The sequence below is a fragment of the Ensifer sp. ENS06 genome, assembly GCF_014852205.1.
GTDB lineage: Bacteria > Pseudomonadota > Alphaproteobacteria > Rhizobiales > Rhizobiaceae > Ensifer > Ensifer adhaerens.
Genome location: NZ_JACVBC010000028.1, coordinates 1 through 21,683 on the forward strand (window position 1 = coordinate 1; position 21,683 = coordinate 21,683).

General features: G+C 57.7%; 24 protein-coding genes and 1 pseudogene. 11 read left to right on the forward strand and 14 right to left on the reverse strand.

Annotation, left to right across the window (positions count from 1 at the left end; translation table 11 throughout):
* The 4 genes and pseudogenes from IB279_RS36460 to IB279_RS36475 form a co-directional block, all read right to left on the reverse strand.
* A pseudogene (locus IB279_RS36460) lies at nucleotides 1-258 on the reverse strand (amidohydrolase); the annotation flags it as partial.
* 2 nt (nucleotides 259-260) lie between these two features.
* A complete protein-coding gene (locus IB279_RS36465) occupies nucleotides 261-533 on the reverse strand; it encodes a XapX domain-containing protein (RefSeq protein WP_060520944.1) in 273 nt (90 codons plus the stop codon).
* Nucleotides 534-604: 71 nt separating this feature from the next.
* Nucleotides 605-1,294, reverse strand: a complete 690-nt coding sequence (locus tag IB279_RS36470) for a hydrolase (RefSeq protein ID WP_034802234.1) — start codon at nucleotides 1,292-1,294, stop codon at nucleotides 605-607.
* A 134-nt stretch (nucleotides 1,295-1,428) separates the two neighbouring features.
* Complete coding sequence (locus tag IB279_RS36475; RefSeq protein ID WP_060610883.1) at nucleotides 1,429-2,361, reverse strand: VOC family protein; 933 nt, start codon at nucleotides 2,359-2,361, stop codon at nucleotides 1,429-1,431.
* 116 nt (nucleotides 2,362-2,477) lie between these two features.
* Here IB279_RS36475 and IB279_RS36480 point away from each other — a divergent pair, with 116 nt between their 5' ends.
* The gene (locus IB279_RS36480; RefSeq protein WP_192341220.1) at nucleotides 2,478-3,377 is read left to right on the forward strand and encodes a LysR family transcriptional regulator; all 900 of its coding nucleotides are present in this window, start codon (nucleotides 2,478-2,480) and stop codon (nucleotides 3,375-3,377) included.
* Between the two features lie 261 nt (nucleotides 3,378-3,638).
* Here IB279_RS36480 and IB279_RS36485 read toward each other — a convergent pair whose 3' ends face one another.
* Nucleotides 3,639-4,406, reverse strand: coding sequence for an alpha/beta fold hydrolase (locus tag IB279_RS36485; protein ID WP_192341222.1), 768 nt, complete (start codon nucleotides 4,404-4,406; stop codon nucleotides 3,639-3,641).
* A 466-nt stretch (nucleotides 4,407-4,872) separates the two neighbouring features.
* Between IB279_RS36485 and IB279_RS36490 the strand changes: the two genes are divergently transcribed.
* The 4 genes from IB279_RS36490 to IB279_RS36505 all read left to right on the forward strand — a co-directional run bounded on the left by IB279_RS36490 (nucleotide 4,873) and on the right by IB279_RS36505 (nucleotide 8,042).
* Nucleotides 4,873-5,262: a hypothetical protein gene (locus IB279_RS36490; protein ID WP_192341224.1), complete on the forward strand. Its 390-nt coding sequence runs from the start codon at nucleotides 4,873-4,875 to the stop codon at nucleotides 5,260-5,262.
* Between the two features lie 66 nt (nucleotides 5,263-5,328).
* The gene (locus IB279_RS36495; RefSeq protein WP_034802220.1) at nucleotides 5,329-5,832 is read left to right on the forward strand and encodes a DUF3833 family protein; all 504 of its coding nucleotides are present in this window, start codon (nucleotides 5,329-5,331) and stop codon (nucleotides 5,830-5,832) included.
* A gap of 3 nt (nucleotides 5,833-5,835) precedes the next feature.
* A complete protein-coding gene (locus IB279_RS36500; RefSeq protein ID WP_192341226.1) occupies nucleotides 5,836-7,164 on the forward strand; it encodes an MFS transporter in 1,329 nt (442 codons plus the stop codon).
* 71 nt (nucleotides 7,165-7,235) lie between these two features.
* Complete coding sequence (locus IB279_RS36505) at nucleotides 7,236-8,042, forward strand: SDR family oxidoreductase (RefSeq protein WP_089046270.1); 807 nt, start codon at nucleotides 7,236-7,238, stop codon at nucleotides 8,040-8,042.
* A gap of 6 nt (nucleotides 8,043-8,048) precedes the next feature.
* On the opposite strand, the gene IB279_RS36510 is transcribed toward IB279_RS36505, so the two are convergent.
* The 3 genes from IB279_RS36510 to IB279_RS36520 are packed head-to-tail and all read right to left on the reverse strand — an operon-like array spanning nucleotide 8,049 to nucleotide 11,418.
* Nucleotides 8,049-9,266, reverse strand: a complete 1,218-nt coding sequence (locus IB279_RS36510) for a cyclopropane-fatty-acyl-phospholipid synthase family protein (RefSeq protein ID WP_034802214.1) — start codon at nucleotides 9,264-9,266, stop codon at nucleotides 8,049-8,051.
* A complete protein-coding gene (locus IB279_RS36515) occupies nucleotides 9,263-10,123 on the reverse strand; it encodes a DUF1365 family protein (protein WP_309142335.1) in 861 nt (286 codons plus the stop codon). The genes IB279_RS36510 and IB279_RS36515 overlap by 4 nt, the downstream gene beginning before the upstream one ends.
* Nucleotides 10,060-11,418 carry an NAD(P)/FAD-dependent oxidoreductase gene (locus IB279_RS36520; RefSeq protein WP_192341228.1) on the reverse strand — a complete coding sequence of 453 codons (1,359 nt, stop codon included), beginning with the start codon at nucleotides 11,416-11,418 and terminating at the stop codon, nucleotides 10,060-10,062. The genes IB279_RS36515 and IB279_RS36520 overlap by 64 nt, the downstream gene beginning before the upstream one ends.
* Nucleotides 11,419-11,507: 89 nt before the next feature.
* Here IB279_RS36520 and IB279_RS36525 point away from each other — a divergent pair, with 89 nt between their 5' ends.
* Genes IB279_RS36525 through IB279_RS36535 form a run of 3 tightly spaced genes read left to right on the forward strand, consistent with a single transcriptional unit; the run spans nucleotide 11,508 to nucleotide 13,307 of the window.
* Complete coding sequence (locus tag IB279_RS36525) at nucleotides 11,508-12,221, forward strand: sigma-70 family RNA polymerase sigma factor (RefSeq protein ID WP_309142336.1); 714 nt, start codon at nucleotides 11,508-11,510, stop codon at nucleotides 12,219-12,221.
* Nucleotides 12,218-12,889, forward strand: coding sequence for a ChrR family anti-sigma-E factor (locus IB279_RS36530; RefSeq protein ID WP_192341230.1), 672 nt, complete (start codon nucleotides 12,218-12,220; stop codon nucleotides 12,887-12,889). Before IB279_RS36525 ends, IB279_RS36530 begins: the two co-directional genes overlap by 4 nt.
* Nucleotides 12,890-12,902: 13 nt before the next feature.
* The gene (locus IB279_RS36535) at nucleotides 12,903-13,307 is read left to right on the forward strand and encodes a DUF2177 family protein (protein WP_034802206.1); all 405 of its coding nucleotides are present in this window, start codon (nucleotides 12,903-12,905) and stop codon (nucleotides 13,305-13,307) included.
* A 34-nt stretch (nucleotides 13,308-13,341) separates the two neighbouring features.
* Here IB279_RS36535 and IB279_RS36540 read toward each other — a convergent pair whose 3' ends face one another.
* From IB279_RS36540 to IB279_RS36560, 5 genes are read right to left on the reverse strand one after another with little or no spacing between them, the layout of a single operon-like run.
* The gene (locus IB279_RS36540) at nucleotides 13,342-14,112 is read right to left on the reverse strand and encodes an ABC transporter ATP-binding protein (protein ID WP_090302314.1); all 771 of its coding nucleotides are present in this window, start codon (nucleotides 14,110-14,112) and stop codon (nucleotides 13,342-13,344) included.
* Nucleotides 14,113-14,135: 23 nt separating this feature from the next.
* Nucleotides 14,136-15,254: a succinylglutamate desuccinylase/aspartoacylase family protein gene (locus IB279_RS36545; protein WP_090302312.1), complete on the reverse strand. Its 1,119-nt coding sequence runs from the start codon at nucleotides 15,252-15,254 to the stop codon at nucleotides 14,136-14,138.
* Nucleotides 15,251-15,994 carry an ABC transporter permease gene (locus IB279_RS36550; protein ID WP_089046277.1) on the reverse strand — a complete coding sequence of 248 codons (744 nt, stop codon included), beginning with the start codon at nucleotides 15,992-15,994 and terminating at the stop codon, nucleotides 15,251-15,253. Before IB279_RS36550 ends, IB279_RS36545 begins: the two co-directional genes overlap by 4 nt.
* Nucleotides 15,991-16,680 (reverse strand): ABC transporter permease, encoded by a 690-nt coding sequence (locus tag IB279_RS36555; protein ID WP_089046278.1) that lies wholly within the window; start codon nucleotides 16,678-16,680, stop codon nucleotides 15,991-15,993. Before IB279_RS36555 ends, IB279_RS36550 begins: the two co-directional genes overlap by 4 nt.
* Nucleotides 16,681-16,734: 54 nt before the next feature.
* Nucleotides 16,735-17,511 (reverse strand): transporter substrate-binding domain-containing protein, encoded by a 777-nt coding sequence (locus IB279_RS36560; protein WP_089046279.1) that lies wholly within the window; start codon nucleotides 17,509-17,511, stop codon nucleotides 16,735-16,737.
* A gap of 66 nt (nucleotides 17,512-17,577) precedes the next feature.
* Between IB279_RS36560 and IB279_RS36565 the strand changes: the two genes are divergently transcribed.
* Nucleotides 17,578-18,492: a MurR/RpiR family transcriptional regulator gene (locus tag IB279_RS36565; RefSeq protein ID WP_034802198.1), complete on the forward strand. Its 915-nt coding sequence runs from the start codon at nucleotides 17,578-17,580 to the stop codon at nucleotides 18,490-18,492.
* Between the two features lie 494 nt (nucleotides 18,493-18,986).
* Entirely contained in the window at nucleotides 18,987-19,682 is a 696-nt protein-coding gene (locus IB279_RS36570) for an SDR family oxidoreductase (protein ID WP_089046280.1), read from the forward strand.
* 164 nt (nucleotides 19,683-19,846) lie between these two features.
* On the opposite strand, the gene IB279_RS36575 is transcribed toward IB279_RS36570, so the two are convergent.
* On the reverse strand, nucleotides 19,847-20,404 hold the full coding sequence (locus IB279_RS36575; RefSeq protein ID WP_034802194.1) for a fasciclin domain-containing protein: 558 nt from the start codon (nucleotides 20,402-20,404) through the stop codon (nucleotides 19,847-19,849).
* 384 nt (nucleotides 20,405-20,788) lie between these two features.
* On the opposite strand from IB279_RS36575, the gene IB279_RS36580 reads away from it, so the two are divergent.
* Nucleotides 20,789-21,286 carry a TspO/MBR family protein gene (locus tag IB279_RS36580; RefSeq protein WP_192341232.1) on the forward strand — a complete coding sequence of 166 codons (498 nt, stop codon included), beginning with the start codon at nucleotides 20,789-20,791 and terminating at the stop codon, nucleotides 21,284-21,286.
* The last annotated feature ends 397 nt before the right edge of the window (nucleotides 21,287-21,683 follow it).

Here is a 21,683-nt window from a genome sequence, read left to right on the forward strand (position 1 = left end):
GGTCTTTGTGCCTGAGCCTGCCAGCGCCATGATCGTCCTGTCGTCACCGACAGCGAGGATCAGGCCATCCTTGACGGCAACGGCAGTGGCAGTCGGATTGGCGCGGTCGAGCGTCGTCACGAGGCCGGTGTGAAGGATCAGGTCGGGCGTCATCGAAGTATCTCCGGTCTGTTGGGCGCCGGCGGTGCGGGCCGACGAGAAGAGAGCGGGCAGCGCCAGCGACGAGGCGGCACCGAGGAACGAGCGTCTTGTCGGCATGATCAGACACTCTCGCGATCGTTAACTTTGCGAGCCGCTGTCTGTCCGCCCGGGAGGTGGCCGAACATGTGCGGCTTGACCTGGTTGATCCACGAGATTGCCGCCGTCTCGTTGCTCCACAGGGTCTTGGCAAAGGGGACGATCTGTTCGCCGAGCAGAATCCCAAGAAGGCCGACAAGGGCAATGACCGGGGGCGCTGGCGAACGGACATTGAGGAGGCTGTAGACGATTCCGACCAGAAGTCCGGCGCCGAGTGACATGAGGTAAAGTTTCATGCGGGTGATCCTCACCTGTTGAGGCTGCCGCCCTTACCGGTTCGACCCGGTCAGAGCGGCTGCCTACTGCATCACTTGACCGGGTTCGGGCCGATCCGCTTTCCGTGGGTGACGCGTTCGCCGGCCTTGTGGACCATGGTGTAGGCATAGTCGATGCCCATGCCATAGGCACCGGAGTGCTCCTTCACCAGCGAAGTGACGGCGTCGTAGGTTTCCTTGCGAGCCCAATCGCGCTGCCATTCGAGCAGTACCTGCTGCCAGGTGACCGGAATGACGCCAACCTGGACCATGCGGTCCATCGCATATTTGTGGGCGTCGGCCGAGGTGCCGCCCGACGCGTCGGCGACCATGTAGATTTCGTAGTCCGGAACATCATGGAGGGCTGAAAGCGCGAAGGTGGTGTTGCAGACCTCGGTCCAGAGCCCCGAGACGATGATCTTCTTGCGACCGTTGGCGGCGTTCTTCGCCAGGGCATCACGGACGTTCTGGTCATCCCAGGAGTTCATCGAAGTGCGCTCAAGGATGTCGTTTTCCGGGAACACGGCGAGCAGTTCAGGATAGGTGTGGCCGGAGAAGGACTCGGTTTCGACAGTGGTGATCGTCGTCGGGATGTTGAAGATCTTGGCAGCCTTTCCGAGGCCGACGACGTTGTTCTTCAGAGCCTGGCGATCGATCGACTGCACGCCGAAAGCCATCTGCGGCTGCTGGTCGATAAAGATAAGCTGGCTGTTTTGCGGGGTCAGAACTTCGAGCTTGGACATCTGGAATACTCCGTTTGGTGTCGCCGGCGTGCGACGGTTGAAATGAGAAGGGTTTCGGAGACGAGCCGGCTGGCGCGAGTAGCCGGCTCAAGGTTGTCGGTTGGTTAAGTCGTGCGTATCAGATTCGACGGGTTCTAAGCGGCAAGCGGAACCAGACCGGCCTCGATCTTGTTGCGGAAAGGCTCGTAACGGTTCGGAAGCTTCAACGCCTCGCCGAGATGGGCGGTGTCCTCGTCACGGTCGAAGCCGGGCTCGTTGGTTGCAATCTCGAACAAGATACCACCGGGTGTCCGGAAATAGATCGCCCAGAAATAGTCCCGGTCGATAACGGGGGTTACCTGGTAGCCGGTATCCATCAGGGCCTTGCGCACTTCGAGTTGCTTTTCCCGATTTTCGACCGCAAAAGCGATATGGTGGACCGAACCCGCCCCCTGACGGGCGAACGGCGTCTTCGGCAAGGCCGCCAGTTCAATGGTGTCTGCACCGTTGCCACCAGGAAGGATCAATCGCGTGACGTCTCCTTCCACTCCGGCAACCTCATAGCCCATAAAGCGCAGCAATTCCTCGGTCGCAGCAGTGTCGTGCAGATTAAAACGGGCGCCGGTAAAGCCGCGAATGGCGTTGTCCTCCGAGATACCCTCACCAAGCCATGGCGCCCGCCCGTCGATAGCCGTTTCGACCAAAGCAAGGCCATCGCCATCGGGGCCTGTGAAGCGCAAGCGCTCTGCGCCGAAGACCGTTTCAGCCTGCATGCCACCGACACCTTGAGCAACCAGGCGCTCCTTCCAGAAACTAAGCGTTCCTTTCGGGATAGAGAACTGGGTTTCGCCGACTTCGCCGACACCGGGCCGTCCGGTCATTATATGGGGAAAGGGAAAGTAGGTCATGACCGTTCCGGGCGTGCCCAACTCATCACCGTAATAGAGGTGGTAGACACTGGGCTCGTCGAAGTTGACCGTCTTCTTCACCCGGCGCAGGCCGAGCGTGTTGGTGAAAAACCTGTTGTTCTTTTGCGCGTCCGACGCCATCGAAGTGACGTGATGCAGTCCCTTGATATCCTTGATCATGGCCAGTGCCCTTTCCGTTGACGTTGTCCGTCGATAGATAAGGTTATAGCCGGGTTGATTGGCGCAAAGAATTGCAATATTTATCTCGAATGAATTGCAAAAATTGAAACAATGCGATGAACGACTACAAAGCCCTCAAGACCTTCCTTATGGCGGCTGAGAAGCGCAACTTCGCGCAGGTTGCACGCGAGCTTGATATGACGCCGGCCGCAGTTACGCGGGCGATCGCCGCGCTCGAAGTCGATCTCGGCGTGCAGCTGTTTGTGCGGACAACGCGCCAGGTTTCGCTGACGACGGACGGCGCCGTCTTTGCCGCGCAAATCCAGCCGTCCCTAGAGGCGCTGGAAAGCGCCAGACGCGACGTAAGAAACGCTCATAAGGCGGACCAGGGTCGCTTGCGAATAAGCGCTCCGACTTGGCTCGGTAAAACCGTTCTACCGTCGATCCTGTCCGGCTTTCGAGAACTCTATCCAAAAATGTCGTTTGAAATCTCGCTCTCGGACGGCTTGGTCAACATCGTCGATGATGACTACGATCTCGCGATCCGCATCTCATCCCAGCCATCGGACAAGTTTACGATATGGCGCAAGATCCGGGCCGTGCCGAGAATTTTGGTGGCGGCGCCGGGCACCCGGTTCACCGAGATGGACCACCCGAGCGAGTTGACGCCGGACGACTGCCTTGCATACAGCGGCGAAAGCAGGCGGGAGACCTGGCACCTTTCTGATGGCGGATCGAGCACGACCATCACGGCCGGGAGGGCGTTCAGCGCCAACAGCGGCGAGGTGCTTGCCGACATGGCCGCCGATGGAGCGGGCGTTGCCATGCTTCCGGGATTTCATATCGCGGAGCGAGTCCGCAGCGGTCGCCTCGTCCATGTCCTTCAAGGCTGGTCGCCCCCGGAACTTTGGCTGACCCTATACTATCCGCCTTATCAAGCGCTGCCGCCCCGCATAGCGACCTTCTCGAAATTCTTCGAAGAACAGTTGCCGGCTCACATGATCATGCTTGATTGACGAGCGAAATGGATCCGGAGCTACAACCCGATGCGGCTGTTAGCGCCTGGCGTTCAGTCATTCTGACGCAGGGTTCGCGCGCGTCAGCACCGGCGCTTCGCCCGCAGGATGGCGTCGAACAGCAGCGCCTCGCCGATGCTGTCACTGAAGCGCTAGCACACGCCTCGGCCCGTCGGCGCCGCCGCAATGGCTGAACCGCCCCGTCACGGCAAAGCCGCCACCCTCTCGGGTGACGGCTTTGGTCACTGGAGTTTTCAGAGACTACTTCGCAGCCTCTTCGATCACGTCTGCGACGGCTTGGGGCTGCGACACCATCACAACGTGGGATGCACCCTCGATTACGACAGTGTGCTTGGAGGCCGCCCGTTCGGCCATGAAGCCGAGTGCCTTCGCTGGGATGTTCTTGTCGCCGTCCCCATAGATGAAATAGGAGGGCAGCGTCTTCCAGGCGGGCGAACCTGACTTTTCCGTCAAGGCAGCTTCGGTGATCGGGCGCTGGCCGGCGACCATCAGTGCAGCATCCTCGATTGAAACATCGTGGGCGAACTGGTCGTGAAACTTCGCCTGGTCGATGGAAAGATCGACGCCGCCACCTATCAGCTTTACCGGGGCGGCGAGCGCTTGGCCAAGCGTGCCCCCGGGGAACTTACCGGCGAGATCGGCAGCTGCTTCTCCAGCTTCCGGAGCGAAGGCTGCAACGTAGACCAGCGACTTGACGTTGTCCTTGCCGTTTGCCGCGGTCGAGATCACCTGGCCTCCGTAGGAATGCCCAACGAGGACGACGGATCCTTTGATGCTCGAGATGATGTCTGAAACATAGGCCGCATCGCCTGCGACACTGCGCAGTGGATTGGCAGCGGCAACGACCGTGAACCCGTTTTTCTGAAGGATCTTCGTCACACCATTCCAGCTCGACGCATCGGCGAAAGCGCCATGAACGAGAACGACTGTGGGCTTTGCGGGCTGGGCAACAGCCCCGCCGGACAGGAGAGCGGCGATTAAGGCAACGGTCGCAGCGAGTTTAAACATGACGATATCCTTTGTGGCTTCGGTCCAATACAGGCTACGAGGAAGTTTTTATCGCGCCCGATTAGTTTGTGCACAATCTATATTGCCTCAAAAGAGACATGTCAACCGCGCTAATAGATCGCGCGCGACTAATTTTTTTGCGCAACGAAGCCAGAGCGCTATTTTGCGTCGCAGATCGCCACTGCGAGGGTCCGGCCGCGCATTCTCATCCTTCAGCTGCTTCAGCTTTTCCAATCTCCGGCGGCAATATACCGGCGTATTTTTCTTCCAGCTGTAATGGGTCGCCTGACTGCCTCCGGCACGCGATGGAGCATCTGCGGTAGCTTCAGTTTTTTATACGAATACGAATGAGGCGCGGATCGTGGCGCTTATCGAAATCACGACAAGGCTCATCCGGACTGATCCAACCGCGCCCACTTCTCGTAATCCAGGCTGACGAAAAACAACGGGAGCGAACGAACGAGCCATGTTCCGAACCGCAATAGCGATCGCAGCTGTGTGCGCAGCCGTACCGTCAGAGGCCGCCGCCGAGCGATACAGAGCAAACGAGATCAAGGGAGAGATCGTCGGCAGGCGCATCTTCCTTGAAGCTCCATTGGGTGGGGAATTCCCGCTAAACTACCGAAGAAGTGGCAGTGTCGACGGTGACGGCGAAGCTTTGGGCCTCGGCCGGTTCGTAAAACCCAAAGACACCGGCACTTGGTGGATACAGTCTGACCGTCTCTGCCAGCAGTTTCGCACCTGGTACGACGGTCGCCCGATGTGTTTTGAGCTCTACCGGGTCGAAGAGAAAAAGCTGAAGTGGATCCGTAACGACGGAAAGACCGGTATCGCCCGAATAGGTCCCGAGCTTTGATGTGGCAGCGAAAGGAGGCCGCGAATTGAAGCTTATGCCGCGCAATCGATTTGACGGAGGAAATGCATGCGCATCTTCAGCGTTTTTCTTACGGTCCTCGCCATGAACCTTGCATTGGTTGCGCCAGCGGCCGCCGGGTCCTTTTCGCTTGAAAGCTTCTTTACAGGCAGGTCGAGCGCCGAGGGAAGCTTTCAAAGCATCACCGGGGTTAAAAGGACATTCGAAGTCCAGTTGGTCGGAAAATGGGACGGCCGCACCCTGACGCTCAGGGAAGATTTCAGGTTCGATGACGGCAGTCGAGATCGCAAGACGTGGCGGTTCATAAAGGATGGACCCGGCAGATACAGGGGTACGCGCGAGGACGTGATTGGAGAGACGCAGGTGCGGATTAAAGATAATGTCGCGCGCTTCAGCTATCTGGTCTTCCTCGACTCAAAAAACCGCAAGAACAAAGTTCGCTTTCACGACACCATGACATTGAACAATGACGGTCGTGTCCTCAATACCGCCTATGTGACGAAATTCGGATTGCCGGTTGCCTGGACGCGTGTCGAATTCAGGAGACAGTGACTGATGTGGAAAGTGTCTAGCAGACGAGCATCCAGGTCACACCCTTCGACACTCATCCTCTATGCGCTTCCCGCGTTCCCATTGGCGGCGCTTGCGCTGCCGCTTTTCGTCATCGTTCCGACGTTTTACTCCGAAGTCATGGGACTACCGGTCGCGGCCGTCGGCGGTGCACTTTTTGCCATTCGTCTTCTTGATGCAGCGAGTGATCCGATATTCGGCTGGCTTGCCGACCGGTGGAATGGCGTTGGCGGTCGCCGGCGTGGCTTTTTTCTTGCGTCAATTCCGCTAACCGCGGTCGCCGCGTTCATGCTTTTTTGGCCGCCACAAACAATCGGGCTCGGTTATCTGCTTATATGGGGTGGCCTTTTGTCACTTGGCTTTACCTGGTCCTCTCTGCCCTACACCGCCTGGGGGGCAGAACTTTCAACCGACTATGCCGAGCGAACACGCGTTGCAGCTTTCCGCGAAGGCGCGACGCTTATCGGGACTTTATCGGCCATCAGCCTCCCCTTCGCTGTTGGGACGGCTGGGGCAAATAGCGCCGATGGGCTAAAGGCGGTAGCCGTTCTTGTCGCGGTCTTGCTTCCGCTCACAGGGCTTATGGCTTTCGTTTTCGTCCCCGAACCCGTCAATCGGTCGACGCGGGAGTTTGGCCTGATGCAAAGCCTGGTTTTCATGTCGAAGAACCGGCCGTTCCTGCGTCTCATCGCCGCTTTTCTTTTGAATGGATTTGCAAACGCAATCCCAGCGACTTTGTTTCTTTACTTTGTCTCAGGGCGTCTGGGAGCTGCGGAATGGCGCGGCCCGTTTCTCCTACTCTATTTCGCATGCGCAGTTCTTGGCGTACCGCTCGCAGTAAAGGCCGCAAGGCGCTGGAGCAAGCACAAGGCCTGGAGCGGCGCTATGCTGGTGACGTGCTCGATCTTTGCGGTATCAGGATTTCTCGGCGACGGAGACCTGGTCGCCTTTGGTGCGATATGCGTGTGCACCGGTCTTCTGCTCGCCTTCGACCTTGTTTTGCCTCCATCCATGCAGGCAGACGTAATCGACAACGACACAGCAGTCTCAGGCTCTCAGCGTTCCGGCATGTATTTCGCGGCGTGGGCACTTGCCACGAAGCTCTCTCTGGCGACAGCAGTCGGGGTGACGTTTCCCATGCTCAGTCTGATTGGCTTCGACCCGGCTCAAGATCGTTCGTCGCCCGACGCTCTCAATGGTCTTTCGTTGCTTTACGCCTGGGCACCAATCGTCCCGAAGCTCGCAGCAATCGGGCTCATGTGGGGCTTTCCGATTGATCGTGTGGCCCAACGAGAGCTTATTGGCCGGACTTGACGGTATTGCGCTCGTCTACGGCTGTCAGGTTGATGACACGTTTTCCCCATCGCCCACTGAGGTAGGTTTCCATGACTATCGGTCGCGATTTAATCAACAATCACGCCTTCCAAGAGACGGATCGTCGAAAGGTGGCGTGGGTTACCGGCGCAAGCTCCGGCATCGGGAAATCGCTTGCACTCCGTTTGGCACTTGACGGCTGGACCGTCGCCGTAAGCGCGCGCAACTCGGTGGAGCTCGATACTCTCGCACGATCGCTGGAGAACAAGATCCATTCTTTTCCCCTCGATGTGACCGACCGCGAAGCGGCAGAAAACACCGTACGCGACATTGAAATGCGCCTGGGTCCGATTTCCCTTGCGGTCTTCGGCGCAGGAACGTACCGGCGCGATAGCCTGTCGACCTTCGACGCCGCGGCGATCGGAGAGATGGTCGGGCTCAACATCATGGGAACCGTGAACTGTTTGCAGGCGATCATGCCAGCGATGACGACGCGCCGGTCGGGACGGATTGCCGTCATGGCATCTGTGGCAGGCTACACCGGTCTTCCTGGTGCCGCGGGCTACGGCGCGACCAAAGCCGCCTTGATCAACATGTGCGAAGCCCTTTATCCCGAACTTGAACGGCAAGGCGTTCAGATGACAATTATCAATCCAGGATTTGTCGATACGCCTTTGACGCGTCAGAATGACTTTCCAATGCCTTTCCTGATCTCTTCGGAAAGTGCGGCGGAATACATCATGCGCGGGCTTGAGCGGGGGAAGTTCGAGATCGCATTCCCGTGGAGGATGAAAGTGGTCTTGAAGCTATTGAAGGCGCTTCCTCCAAGCCTGAGGTTTGCCTTGACGCGCCGCATGTTGCGTGAGGAGCAGACCTGACCTCCGTCACGTTGGTTCGAGCCGGAACTGGTAGACATCGATGGTCCCGTTGCGAAAGCCGGCGGCGCAGTAGTGAAGGTAGTAGCGCCACAAGCGCTTGAACCGTTCGTCGAATGCAGCGGATTCAATCTTGTGCCAACTTTTGAGGAAAGCACCTTCCCACAAGAGCAGGGTTTTCTCGTAGTCACGGCCGAAAGAAAATGCATCCCGCACCCGTAGGCCGGAAGTGACAGCCTCCTGCCTGAAGACTGCCGCAGAAGGCAGCATGCCACCGGGAAATACATAGGTTTGAATGAAATCGGCGTTTTGCCGATACCGCTCATACCGCCTCTCGTCGATCGTGATGACCTGGATCAGCGCTTGTCCATCAGGAGCGAGGTTCGTCCGCAGCTTCTCAAAGTAAACCGGCCAATTCTCCTCTCCCACGGCTTCGAACATCTCTATTGAGACGATCTTGGTGAAACGTCCTTCACAATCCCTATAGTCTTGCAGCCGCACCTGGGCCAACGGAGACAATCCCTTGTTTGCCAGCCGAGCTCTCGCAAAGTCGGCCTGCTCCTTCGACAAAGTCAGCCCGGTAATGCGACACCCCGTGCGCGAGGCCGCGTACTCCATAAACCCGCCCCAGCCGCAACCGATCTCAAGAACATGATCTTGCGGACCGATTCGCAGCTCACTCAGGATCCTGTCGTACTTGGCTTGTTGGGCTTCACCGAGTGACTGCCCTTGCCGCTCAAAGATGGCGGCAGAGTACGTCATCGTCTCATCGAGCCATGCGCGGTAGAAATCGTTCCCGAGGTCGTAATGGAACGCGATATTTCGGCGGCTCCCGGCACGGGAGTTTCGTCTGAACAGATGCCGGAGGTAAGCGAGGCGGCTTATTAGCGGGCGAGAGGCGAGCGCTGGCTTGAGGGTCTCTTCGTTGGCAAGCGCCAAATCCATAAGCGTTCCCAGGTCTGGCGTCTCCCAGTCGCCATCAAGATAGGATCGAGCAAACCCGAGGCTGCCGCTTGTGAGCATACGCCAGACCGCTCTTGAGTTCGTAAAGACGATCGCTGCAGTCGGACCGGGGACGTCGCCTTTGACCAAATGGACTGCCCCACAGGGGAACTCCGCGCGCAACTGCCCGCGTTTGATACGGGCAAGCCAACCGCATACTATTCTTTGCCACAGCGGGCGGCCCGACGATATTGAAAATGCCGCACCCTGATCAAGCTCGCTCATGCCAAGGTGTCTTTCTGTTCGAAACGGGAGACAATCGTTGTGGCGACCCGCAGGTCCGCCGGTCGATGACGATGCACGGGCATGCCCTTTAGCCAGATCTTGAGCGCCTCCCAATGGATCGCACCCATTACTTTTACTGTCATCATGGGGTGTTTCAGGAAGGTTAGAAAAAGCCTCTTATCCGAGATCTCTTCCCTTTCTCCGGAAAATACAGCCGTGAGAAGTCGCCCGTCACAATCGTTTTCGGTTATGCCGACGAACACGGTTTCCCCCGGCGGCCTGAGGTTGAACTCATAGCGGCAATCCATGGGTACAAACGGAGAAACGTAAAGTTCTTTGACGCACGACTGCCGGATCGCTCCGCCCTCGTCGTCGCTCACCGGAATGACATAGGTATGGCGTTCGTGGAATGTGTTGCAGACCTCATAGAGAACGGCCCGGACTTGGCCATCGCTTGCCTCACAGTAAAAGACCGTCAAAGGGTTGAAAACGTAGCCGAGTATGCGGGGATAACATAGCACACGGATACGCATCTGCTTCACGTCCACCCCGGCCTCGGAAAGCTGGCGTTCGACCCAACTGCGTAGCGCGCCTACTTCACCATTCCCGTGATCGCTGTCGCGAAAACTGAACAGAGCAAAGCGATTATGGCCGAACAGGCGCAACTTGCTGTCCAGCGAAGCCAACTCGTCCAGATCGAGGAGCAGCGAAAAGACCCTGTAGGAAAGCCTATGCCGGCGGGGTCTAAACCGAACGTGGCACACCTGGCCGCTGTAAAGAGCCGACCTCGACATCATTGAGCCGCCGCGTAACCGATCTCGCAGGGGAGCCTGCCAGAATCGTCGCGGACCGTCCATGGACGCCGCTCGCCGGAGATGGCCTCGGCAACCGCAAGCCCGGACTGCAGTCCGTCTTCGTGAAATCCGCTGCCGAAGTAGGCCCCGCAAAACCAGACACCGCCGCGTCCTTGGAGATCCCAAAGCTCCTTTTGAGACGCCAACGCTCGCTGATCAAACAGAGGATGGTCATAATCGAATGTCGCGATCATCCGCTCACTGGCTATCTTTTGATGCGGGTTCAGCGTCACAAAAAGCGGCGTCGCCGGATCGATCCCTTGCAATCGGTTCATCCAGTAGGTCACACAAAGCTGGCGCTCACCACAATCATCCGACGCGCCAATGTAGTTCCAGCTCGACCACACGTTTCGCCGCCTGGGCATCAATGAGGTATCTGAGTGCAGAACCGCCTTATTGCTTGTGTAGCTGATCGCGGACAACAGCTCTCTTTCACGTGCGTCAGGCTCGGCAAGCATCGCCAGCGCTAGATCGGCGTGAGTCGCGATGACCACATCCGTGAAAGTGTCACGATTGCCATCACGATCTGTTACGACCACCGTCCCCACCTCGCGGCGGATTTCCCGGACTGCCCTGCTTGTCCGAAGCTCGCCGCAATAGTCCGACATCAGCCTGCTGACATATTCTCGGCTTCCGCCGGTTACGGTTCGCCAACGAGGTCTGTCCGTCAATGCAAGCAAACCATGACTGTCGCAGAATCGAATGAAGGCATGCAGCGGATAATCACGCATGCGTTTGGTCGTTGTGGACCAGATCGCAGCGCCCATGGGAAGGAGATGATCGGTAACAAAGGCATTGCTGTAGCCATTCTCGTCGAGATACTCCCCCAGCGTCTTGCTAGCGAGATTTAGCCGATTAAGAGCTTTGGGAGCTTCTCGATAGAAGCGCAAAATGTCTGACAATATTCTCCAGAAGCGCGGACGAAGTGCGTTTAACGGTTGACCGAACAAGCCTGTCAATCCAGAGCCCGAGTATTCGAATGCCCCGCCATCCAAAGAAGCGGAGAACGACATATTGGAAGCTTGGGTCGGGACGTCAAGGTGGTCAAACAGCGCTACAAGGTTGGGATAGTTGCGATCGTTGTACACGATGAACCCGGTATCGACCGGAACCGGTCCAACAGCCGTCGGCGCGAGGACGGTGTTGGCATGACCGCCAGGTTTGTCGCCGGCTTCGTAAAGAACGACCTCTAAGCTTTTACCGAGTAGCCAAGCCGCGGACATTCCCGAGATACCGGCGCCAATCACAGCGACACGCCGTTGCCCGAATTCACCCCTCATACCCCGATCAAACCGCATGTTATCCCCTCAATCTGACGAACAATTACGAACGCACTACGAAAAAATCTCCCGATCGGATTGATCACCTTGAAAAATTTTGGACAACAATGATCCAAGAAGCAGGAGGCATCGTAATCGGTGCCATGGAGACAATTCTTGCGATTTCCGCTACCGCTGTTCCAGATATCCCATTTGTTCGATCTGGGCATGAGCCGCTGATCGACCTTGGGAGGCAGAAGAAGCGTGGACGCATGGTAGAGCCGGGCGGGGAACTGACTAAAGATGAAGCCTGCTCTCTGCTCGAGGCAGTCGGTCGCAAGCGAGATATTGAATCTTTCGAGGCGCTGTTTCGCTATTACGCTCCGCGCGTAAAGGCCTATATGGCGCGCCTTACGCGTGATCCAAACATCGCCGAGGAATTGATGCAGGAAGTGATGATCACCGTTTGGAACAAGGCAGGCCAGTTCGAAGCGACACGCGGTAACGCAGGTACGTGGATCTTCACGATTGCCCGCAACCTTCGTATTGACGCCTACCGCAAGAACCGGAGGCCGGATTTCGACGTCAATGACCCCGCATTTGTGGCAGACGATGCCAAAAGCGCGGAGAACGAGCTGGCGGAACGCCAGGATGCGACCCGGTTAAAGGACGCCATGAAGGACTTGCCTCAGGAACAGATCCAATTGCTGACGCTGTCGTTCTTCGACGATTGCTCTCACAGTGCGATTGCCACCAAGCTGAACCTGCCGCTCGGAACGGTGAAGTCGAGAATCCGACTTGCCTTTGCGAGGCTTCGGGCTGCGCTGGAGGACGGAAAATGAATATCCGTCATCATGTGAGCGACGAATTGCTGGTGGGATATGCATCCGGCACGCTTGAAGAGGGTTGGCGGCTTGCTGTTGCAACGCATCTTGCGTTGTGCCCCAACTGCCGGACAAGACTGACTTTGATGGAGAATACGGCCGGAGAGTTGCTCGAGAGCATGGAGCCAGTGCCAATAGAAATCTCGTCTTTCGATCGGTTGAAAGAGCGCCTACGAACCGCGGAATCTCACCCAAGCGTCTCGCCGAAGCAACCTGCGAGAGTAATGCAAGTCGTTTCGCCGCCAACCATCCCGGAACCGTTGCGATCCTATCTTGGAGGAGATCTGGCGGAGCTGAAATGGAGGTCTCTGGGACGTGGCGCCTATCACATTCCGATCAAGCTGGCCGATCGGTCGACAACGGCCCGTCTGCTTCGCATACCGGCCGGAAAACCCGTGCCGGAACACAGCCATGGAGGGCGCGAATTGACGCTAGTGCTCAGCGGAAGCTTCAATGACGGAGAACTCTTGTTCGCCCGCGGAGATATAGAGGAGGCAGACCCGAGCGTTGAACACCAGCCCCTGGCAACGCCTGAGCAAGATTGTATCTGTCTGGCGGTAACCGACGCGCCGCTCAGGTTCCGGAGCTGGTTTATGCGTTTGCTTCAACCTGTCCTTCGGATCTGATCGGAGGCGACGGATGACCTACGCGATATCCTACGTGGCGACAGCGATCGTCTTTCTCGGCTTGGACTTTTTGTGGCTGACCGGGTCGTCGAAATTCTATCGCAGCCGAATTGGAGAGCTTCTGCTCGAGCATCCAAATCTCATTGCCGCCGCTGCATTTTACGTCATTTATGTAACCGGTGTTTCATATTTTGCCGTCATACCTGCGCTCAGCTCCGGACGTTGGACGACAGCACTGGTATCGGGAGCTCTGCTCGGCCTTGTCGCTTTCGGCACCTACGACATGACAAATCTGGCAACGATCAAGGGGTGGTCGTTGGAGGTAAGCTTGGTGGACATGGTGTGGGGTGTCTTCATCACCACGGCGTCCGCTCTCGCCGGGTATTTTTCCGTTTCGGCCGTACAAAAGCTGATTTGACCCCAACTCGGAGATTGAAGCGGCCAGGGGCCGCTCAATTCGTGTGCCGCGAAGAAAGAAAGCTTTGAAGACGTTCGGAACTCGGATTGCTCAGAACGTCGCGTGGATCGCCCTGTTCCTCGATCACACCCTGGCTGAGAAAGATGACATGATTGCCAACGTCGCGGGCAAATGCCATTTCGTGAGTGACGACGATCATGGTCCTTCCCTCCTCGGCCAATCCCCGCATGACCCGAAGCACTTCGCCGACAAGCTCCGGATCAAGCGCCGAGGTCGGCTCGTCGAAAAGCATGATCTCCGGTTCCATCGCGAGCGCCCGGGCGATCGCAACTCGCTGCTGTTCTCCGCCCGAGAGAAATGCCGGAAAGGCATCGCGGCGGTGCGACACGCCAACCTTTGCCAAGTATGCGTCGGCTCGTTCAGCTGCCTCAGCGCGACTTATCCCCTGTACGCGCATCGGCCCCAGCATCACGTTCTCCCTCGCCGTCATGTGGCTCCACAGGTTAAATTGCTGAAAGACCATTGATAACCGCGAGCGCATCGAAGCGAGCTTGTTGGGGTCATGTACCGTCAGGTCTCCGCTCGACGCCTTTCTCAGGTCAAGTTTTTCTCCCTGAAACCGATAGCTGCCCTCACACGGGTGCTCCAGGAAATTGAGGCATCGCAAGAACGTGCTTTTTCCCGAGCCGGACGCGCCGATCATGGAAATCACATCTCCGCGCCTCGCGCTGAGCGAGATGCCTTTTAGCACCTCAACGGAGCCGAACCTCTTTCGGATGTTGGTCACTTCGAGCATCGCTGTCATAGTCTGTCTCCGCGCCTTGGCGCTCATGGGCTTAAAAGTGGACCGTTGCGGAACACATCGTTGCCGGCGATCTTGCCAAGGCGTTTACCGCGCTCGGCGATGCGGCTGTCAGCGCGTGCGTAGAACACGCCTGATGTCTGCGCCTTCACGGCCGTCACCGTTCCTGAAAGCGGGTCGATGATCTCAGCTATCACATCACCAGCCCTTACATGATGGCCAAGGTCGAGTGCGTAGCTCACGACCCCCGCAGACGGTGAAATGACAGCTTCTGAACCTGCGAGCGGGGTGGGCTCGCACAGCTTGGCCGGCGCCTGCGCGGCCGAACCCTTGACGACCCCTAGATCGCGTAGGAACTCGACGATCGCCTCGGCGTCGCTCCGGGCGCGTCGCCGATCCACATCGCTACGACCGCGCAACTCAACGGTGGTCGAAGCGCAGCCAAGCGGGATGTTCGCGTCGGGCAGCGATCTTGCCAGGTCCAACCATGGGCGCACGAGGGCCTCGTCGAACGGATTGAGTCCTGAGATCTCAGCAAGCAGCACCGCTCGGGCGTGAAGACGCGTCGCAAGCGACGAGAATATCCGTGCGAAATGCGGTTGCGTGTAGAGATGAACCTCAGCCTCTCCATCACAATGGAGATCCAGCACATAATCGGCATCAATCGCAAGTTTCATGAGGCATTTTCGAACGTTGTCCGAGGGGGTGACGACGTGCCATTCCTCAACCAGGGCCATCAACTCGGCGCGGATGACGGCCGCGTTAGCGCTGGCGTCTGTGCCCAAGCGGTTGGAAAGCCGGGCGGACAGCTTGGGTCCGAAATCCGGATAATGCCGGTTGAAGTTCCGTCCGTCATAAAGATCGAAACGGCCTTCCTGCTGACCAAGGGAAAACTGAGACAGCCCGACCGGATTGGCAACCGGAACGACCCGAACGCAGCCGAAGATCGCGTCGGCCGCCTCAAGCTCCGCCAACGTCTCGCAAAGCGCATGCGCGACAATGATGCCGGGAGCCTCGTCGGCATGGAGACCACCTTGGATATAGACGAGTGGCGTGTCTGCGTGCCGCCCGAATTCGACACATTTCAAGCTATGCCGCGTGCCGGGTCCCTGACCTTCGATATCAAAGATTGTCTCTTTCATCATGCAACTTTCGGGTTGAGATGCTCGGCTGGCTTCTCTCTGGCGTTCGGAGCGTCCGAGCGGGAGAGATGCCGCAAAAAGTGCGTCTCGAGCCAGCGGAAAAAAGTGGTGAGACCGATGGTCAGACACAGATAAATTGCGGCGGCGACGCCGAAGGATTCCGCCAGCACGAGATAATTGGTGTAGACGTCGCGCGCGACCCGCATCACCTCGACAATCGTCACCGTGCTCGCAAGGGCGGTGGCATGCATCATCATTACCACCTCGTTGCCGTATTGCGGCAGTGCGCGACGCCAGGCCGATGGCCAGATCACGTACCTGAGAACCGCCGCGCGGCTCAGGCCGATCGAACGTGCCGCTTCGATTTCGCCTGGCGCCGTGGTTCGGATCGCGCCGGCGAATATCTCGGTCGTATAGGCGACAGTGTTGATCGTCAGCGCAAGCCACGCGCAAAACCACGGAGAGCGGAATAGCGGCCATATCGCGCTGCTGCGCACGAACTCGAACTGAGCAATTCCGTAGTAAATGACAAACAGCTGAACAAGAAGCGGCGTGCCGCGGATGACGTAGGTGAACAGCCATACCGCGCGAGAAAAATAGGGCGACCGCATTGAGCGCACGAGCGCCAGTGGCACCGAGACCGCAAAACCGCTGACGACGACGGTTGCCAACAGGATCAAAGTGTTTACCAGACCGCCCGCAAATGCCGGCAGGTTATCGGCAACGATTTCCCAGTCGATCATGCAGTACCTCCGCTGCGGACGCCGCGTGAAGAAAGCTTCTCAAGCGCTCCGAAGAGGAGAACCGAAAATGTGGTGACCGCGAGATAGATGAGGCCGATAAGCGCGTAGAAGGTAAATGGCTCCCGCGTCGCCGCAGACGCAAGCCCGGCCCGGTGGACCATATCGTCGAGCCCGATGATCGAAACCAGCGCTGTCGCTTTCAACATGACCAGCCACGTATTCGTCAGGCCGGGCACGGCATGCCGTATCATCTGCGGCAGCAGAATGTAGAAGGCCACCTGCCAGCGGGAAAGACCATATGCAAAGCCAGCCTCGATTTGCCCCGCCGGCACGCTCAGGATCGCTCCCCTGAACGTCTCGGTCAGGTAAGCTCCGAATACAAAGCCGATTGTGCTAACGCCGGCTATGTAGGGATCGACATCGAGATAACCCCACCCATAGGTTTCGGAGATGGAATTGAGCAGGATCTGGCCGCCGTAGAAGACGACGAGCATAACAAGCAAATCCGGCAAAGCGCGCACCGTCGTCGTGTACGCGGCAGCCGACAATCTTGCCGCTTTCCCGCCGTAGACCTTTGCAGACGCGCCAATCAGGCCGATAACACAGGCGATCGCCAGTGAGACCGACGCCACGCTGAGGGTCACACGTAGCCCCCCCAGAATCATCGGTAGATAACCTTGGAACATGGAACAGCACCCCTTGCGACCGGCGCCGCCCAGGCGCCGATCGCGGGAAAAGAACTACTTCTTTGCCGATTGCGGCGTGACGTCGAAGTCGAAGTATTTGCCCGACAGTTGCTTGTAAGTACCGTCGCTCATGATGGAAGACAGAGCGGCATTTACATCCTCGCGCAGAGCGCCATCTGACTTACGCACGGCGATGCCGACGCCGCCGTCGGCGTCCTCGCCCAAGAAGAGGGTGTCGCCGACTTGCTCAAAGTCCTTTCCTTCGGGCTTCTTCAGAAAAGATTCGGCCGAAACGACCGACGATCCGAAGGCGATGTCGCCGCGACCCGCCGCCAGCTCCAGGTAGACGGCCGGCTCCTTGTCCACCGCCAAAACGGTGCTGTCAGGGTAGTTCTTGGCAACATACTCGGCACGCGGAGAGTTGCGCAGGACGATGATCGTCTTGCCCTTTAGCTCTTCCGGCGACCAGCTCTTGTAGTCACCCTTGCGCGCCACCCATCGCGACGGGACGTCATAGTAAGGGTTGGAAAAGTCGACGACCTTCTTGCGCTTTTCGTTGATCGTCATCGAAGCCACGATGATATCGAACTTCTTGGCATTAAGCGCCGGGATCATCCCGTCCCATTCTTGCTGCACCATCACGCAGTTCTTCTTCATCTTCGCACAGATCGCATTTGCGATGTCGATATCGAAGCCGGAAAGCGTTCCATCGGGAGCAACTACTGAGAAGGGCGGATAGTTTCCTTCCACGCCTATGCGAAGATCCTCCGCAAACGCAGTACCGGCGAGCATCGTTGTGGCAACGATTGACGCGAGAAATTTCATTCGCATGCGATTTCCTCCCAAAATCAGCTAAGCTGACTTCTCAATGGCAGGATATTTTCATAGAGTCAACAAATGAAAGAAAATTTTCAGACATCCCTCACCTGGAACGCAGAAGCCGATCGACGCTTCGCCACCTCTGCTTTAGGTCTCGAACTCAGCAGGCTGCTGCGGGACGGATCGGCTTCGCAGCGGGCACTGTCCGGTTTTGTGCTCCGGGACCCGATGTTCGTGGCAACGCATGGCATCGAGGAACTTGCTTCTGCAACGGGAACTTCGGCTTCAAGCGTCAGCCGTTTTGTTCGAGACCTCGGATTGGCGGGCTTTTCGGAGTTTCGATCGTCCATCGCCGCTATGGTGAGCGAATTGATAGCGCCTGTCGCCAAGCTCGATGCCTCGATAAGAGACCTCGATAAACGCAGCCAGGGTGTCGAACTCAGCATCGAGGTGACGGGCTCCAACATCGACGCGCTCAAGAGCCCGCAGACCGCCGAATACATACGCGTTGCTTGCGGTGACATAAGAGCGGCTCGAAGGGTATTCGTGATAGGCTTTGGCCTTTCTGCGCACCTCGCGGCAATGCTGGTCCTTTCGTTGCAACCTTATCGAGACGAAGTTGTGAATGTTGCTCAATACGGAGGAACGGAGTCGGCTGCCGCGCGTGCGATGTCGATTGGAGAAGGCGACGTACTGGTTGCAATATCTCTTCCCAGGTATTCCAGGGATGTTGTCGAGATCGTCAGATTTGCGCGTGACAAAAAGGCGAAAATTGTCGCCATAACGGATTCTCCAGCCGCTCCGCTGGCTCAATTCGCCGACCGATTGCTTCTCGCGCCATCCAGACACCCGGTTCTTTCGGCCACAAACGTTCCGGCCATGGCAATCATCGAAGCCCTGGCGTCCGACTTCATGCTGGCGGATCCTGACAATGTCAGGCGAGCAGAGCAGCTTGCAAAGGCTATTTCGTCATACCTAACCGAAGGCGATTGACGAGCCCACCATCCCTTAAGGCCACGAAGGATCGAAGGGTAACCATCGGTGCTCTCGCTCATAGGTCAACTTGCCGAGGATCCACTCACGCGTCGTTGTCCTATCAAATACGCCCTCTCTCCCGTCGCGTCCGCTGGACAGGGCATATCCGTCGCCTGAGGAAACTTTTGGCGCTGCCAAGCGTGAGTCCTCTATAGGGGCCGAACTCTCTCTGCTGCGCCGAAAAGCCTCCCCGGCCACGCTATGCGATAATCCAACGAGCCGTTCCCCTCGTAAACGCTCTTGGGTTTTCAAACGGTGTTCCCCCATGAAATGCTGTCGCAGACTGATCTTTATTTTTGGCGACCAAGAGCTTTCGGCAAACCGAAGACTTCAACACCCCTACGCCACCTGACGGCGCATGACGCAGGACCGGAGAAATGAGTACGGCAAAGCGCCAGCGCTTTCCTGCAACGTCTGGACGAGGGTCTTGGTGTTTAGAGGAGGATTGAAAGATGCCGCTTACGTCACTTGCTAAAGGATACCGCGCCGTTGTTTTGGGAGCCAGCGGCGGCATCGGATCCGCAATCGCCGGCGAACTCCGGTCCGATCCCAATTGCCTGCAGCTTGTAGCGCTCTCGCGTAGGGACAATTCCTTCGATATCACAGACGAAGAGAGTGTCGCAGCAGTAGCAGCGGAGACTGTAGATGGGCTGCATCTTGTTTTTTGTGCGACCGGCGGACTTGTTGTCGACGGCGTGGGTCCTGAAAAATCACTCAAGCAAGTCGACCCAGATGTGATGATGCGGCAATTCGCGCTGAACGCGATTGGACCGGCACTCGTTCTCAAACACTTCGCGCCGAAGCTCGTCCGCAGCGACCGCGGCATAGTCGCCTTCCTGTCTGCCCGGGTCGGGTCGATCGGAGACAATCGCCTGGGGGGCTGGATTTCCTACCGAGCGTCGAAGGCTGCGCTCAACCAGATCGTCCGCACAGCTTCCGTAGAACTGAGCCGCACCCATCCGCGCGCGGTGGTCGTCGCACTCCACCCAGGAACGGTCGCGACAAAAATGACGGCAGACTACTCCACTCCCCACCGCCGGTTGGATCCCAGTGAGAGCGCATGTGCAATGCTCCGGGTTATTGATCGGTTGACGCCGGAAAACTCCGGAGGCTTCTTCGCCTATGATGGCTTGCCCGTTGAGTGGTGAGCATTGTTAGGGGGCACAGCACTTAGATCTTTAGTCCACGGCGAAAACGTCCGGTTTTCAAGCATTGCCATCGTTTGACGGTGAACGGCGCAGGGACCGATGTTGCCAGTTTGCCGCCGACCTAGCCGGCGGCAAACGCATGTGGTCAACCACGATATGTTTTACTACGCTTTCGGAAGCAGCACTTTGTCGATCACATGAATGACACCGTTTGACTGCTTGACGTCGGCGATCGTTACAGTGGCAATGCCACCCGTTTCGTCAGTGAGTGTGATCTTGTCGCCATCCATCTTTGCCGAAAGCGTGCAGCCGCCCACGGTCTTGACTGAATGGTTCCCTCCGTCATCGGCAATCATCTTGCCGACCGCATCGGAAAGCGCATTGGCAGCAACGACATGACAAGTCAGCACTTTGGCTAGCTTTTCTTTGTTCTCGGGTTTCAGGAGTGTGTCGACAGTGCCGGCAGGCAAGGCATCGAAAGCTGCGTTCGTCGGCGCAAACACGGTGAACGGGCCATCACCGGACAGCGTATCCACGAGACCGGCGGCTTTCACTGCTGCAACGAGTGTCGTGTGGTCCTTCGAATTCGCAGCGTTTTCGACGATGTTCTTACTTTCGGACATGGCCGCTCCACCGACCATGGGGTTGTCGGCATTAGCAGCGAAGGCTACCAGAGCGAAAATAGACGCGATCGCGGCGGTACGTCTTAGGGACCGTTTCATTCGTGCATTCCTCCTTGCTGGCCCGCACCGTGCGGGCGTTCCCAACCGATGTTCGCCAGACGTTGTCCAGCACCATCAATACGCCGTCTTTACCAAACTGGATCACCGTCGCGTCCGATATGACCGACGCTGCGGCGAACCGACTCAATGCAGGGTCGCTGCCGTAGTGAACGAGTGAGAGCTGGATTTGGTGCTCGCCGGGCCGCGCAAGATCCCATCTCCAATTCGCTGATCCAATCAGCAAGGTCATACGTAAAAAGGGAAAATAAGGCGTCGGCTGGCGCTTCGACGGCAACCACTCGCCAGCGCCGCCCGCGGGTCTGCAGTCCTCACCGAATGAGACGGGTCTGGTCAACGAAGGGCACGGCCTTAAGGGGTAGAAGAATGTTGCAACAAATTTCCAATGACAAAATGAATTGGGTCCGTGCGCTGGCACTTGCGATTGTACCGGTCGCCGCGACATCCATACTAGGACAATTGGCGACCTATCCAAACCTCGAACGCTGGTATTCAGCGCTGGAGAAGCCGAGTTTTAATCCTGCGAACTGGGTGTTTGCTCCGGTCTGGACAACGCTTTACATCCTCATGGCTTACGCTGCCTGGCGGCTCTTGATCCTCCCTGCCAGGACGCCGGGCAGGCTGACGGCACTGGCGCTATTTTACGTTCAGCTCGCCCTCAATGCGTTGTGGTCCTGGATGTTCTTCGCCATGCAAAGTCCGGTCGCCGGTCTGGTGAACATCATCGTGCAAATCGGGTTTATCCTCGCAACGATCGCGCAGGCCTGGCGCCTCGACAAGAAAGCGGCACTTTGCCTCTTGCCGCTCGCAGCGTGGGTCTCCTTTGCGGCTGTACTGAATTTCGCAATCTGGTTTCTCAATTGATGGCGTTGGCGCGAAGGGCATTGGTGTTCTCGCTTTCGGGCGAGCTCGCGTTGCCCTTGCGTTGCCTCGTAAACAGCTACGCGCTCGAGCAATTCGATCTTCTTTTCGCGACCTACGCGCTCGCAGCGATGAGAGTCGACGAACTGTTGAGCAAACAATCTCCTGAGCAAGACCTTGTGTAGGACTATCGCGAAATATGCCTGGACATCCAGGAAAGGAAATCCGAGTAAATTTGGGGCGACTTACAAGCTATTTTCCCGGTTTTCCTGTAGCCAGCCGGCAAGCTCCCGGCGCACGACGTGTTCGAGCACGGCCATGCCTTCGGCGCTGTCGTTCAGGCAGGGGATGTGGGTGAACTTCTCGCCGCCATTGTGATGGAAGCTTTCGGCCGCCTGCT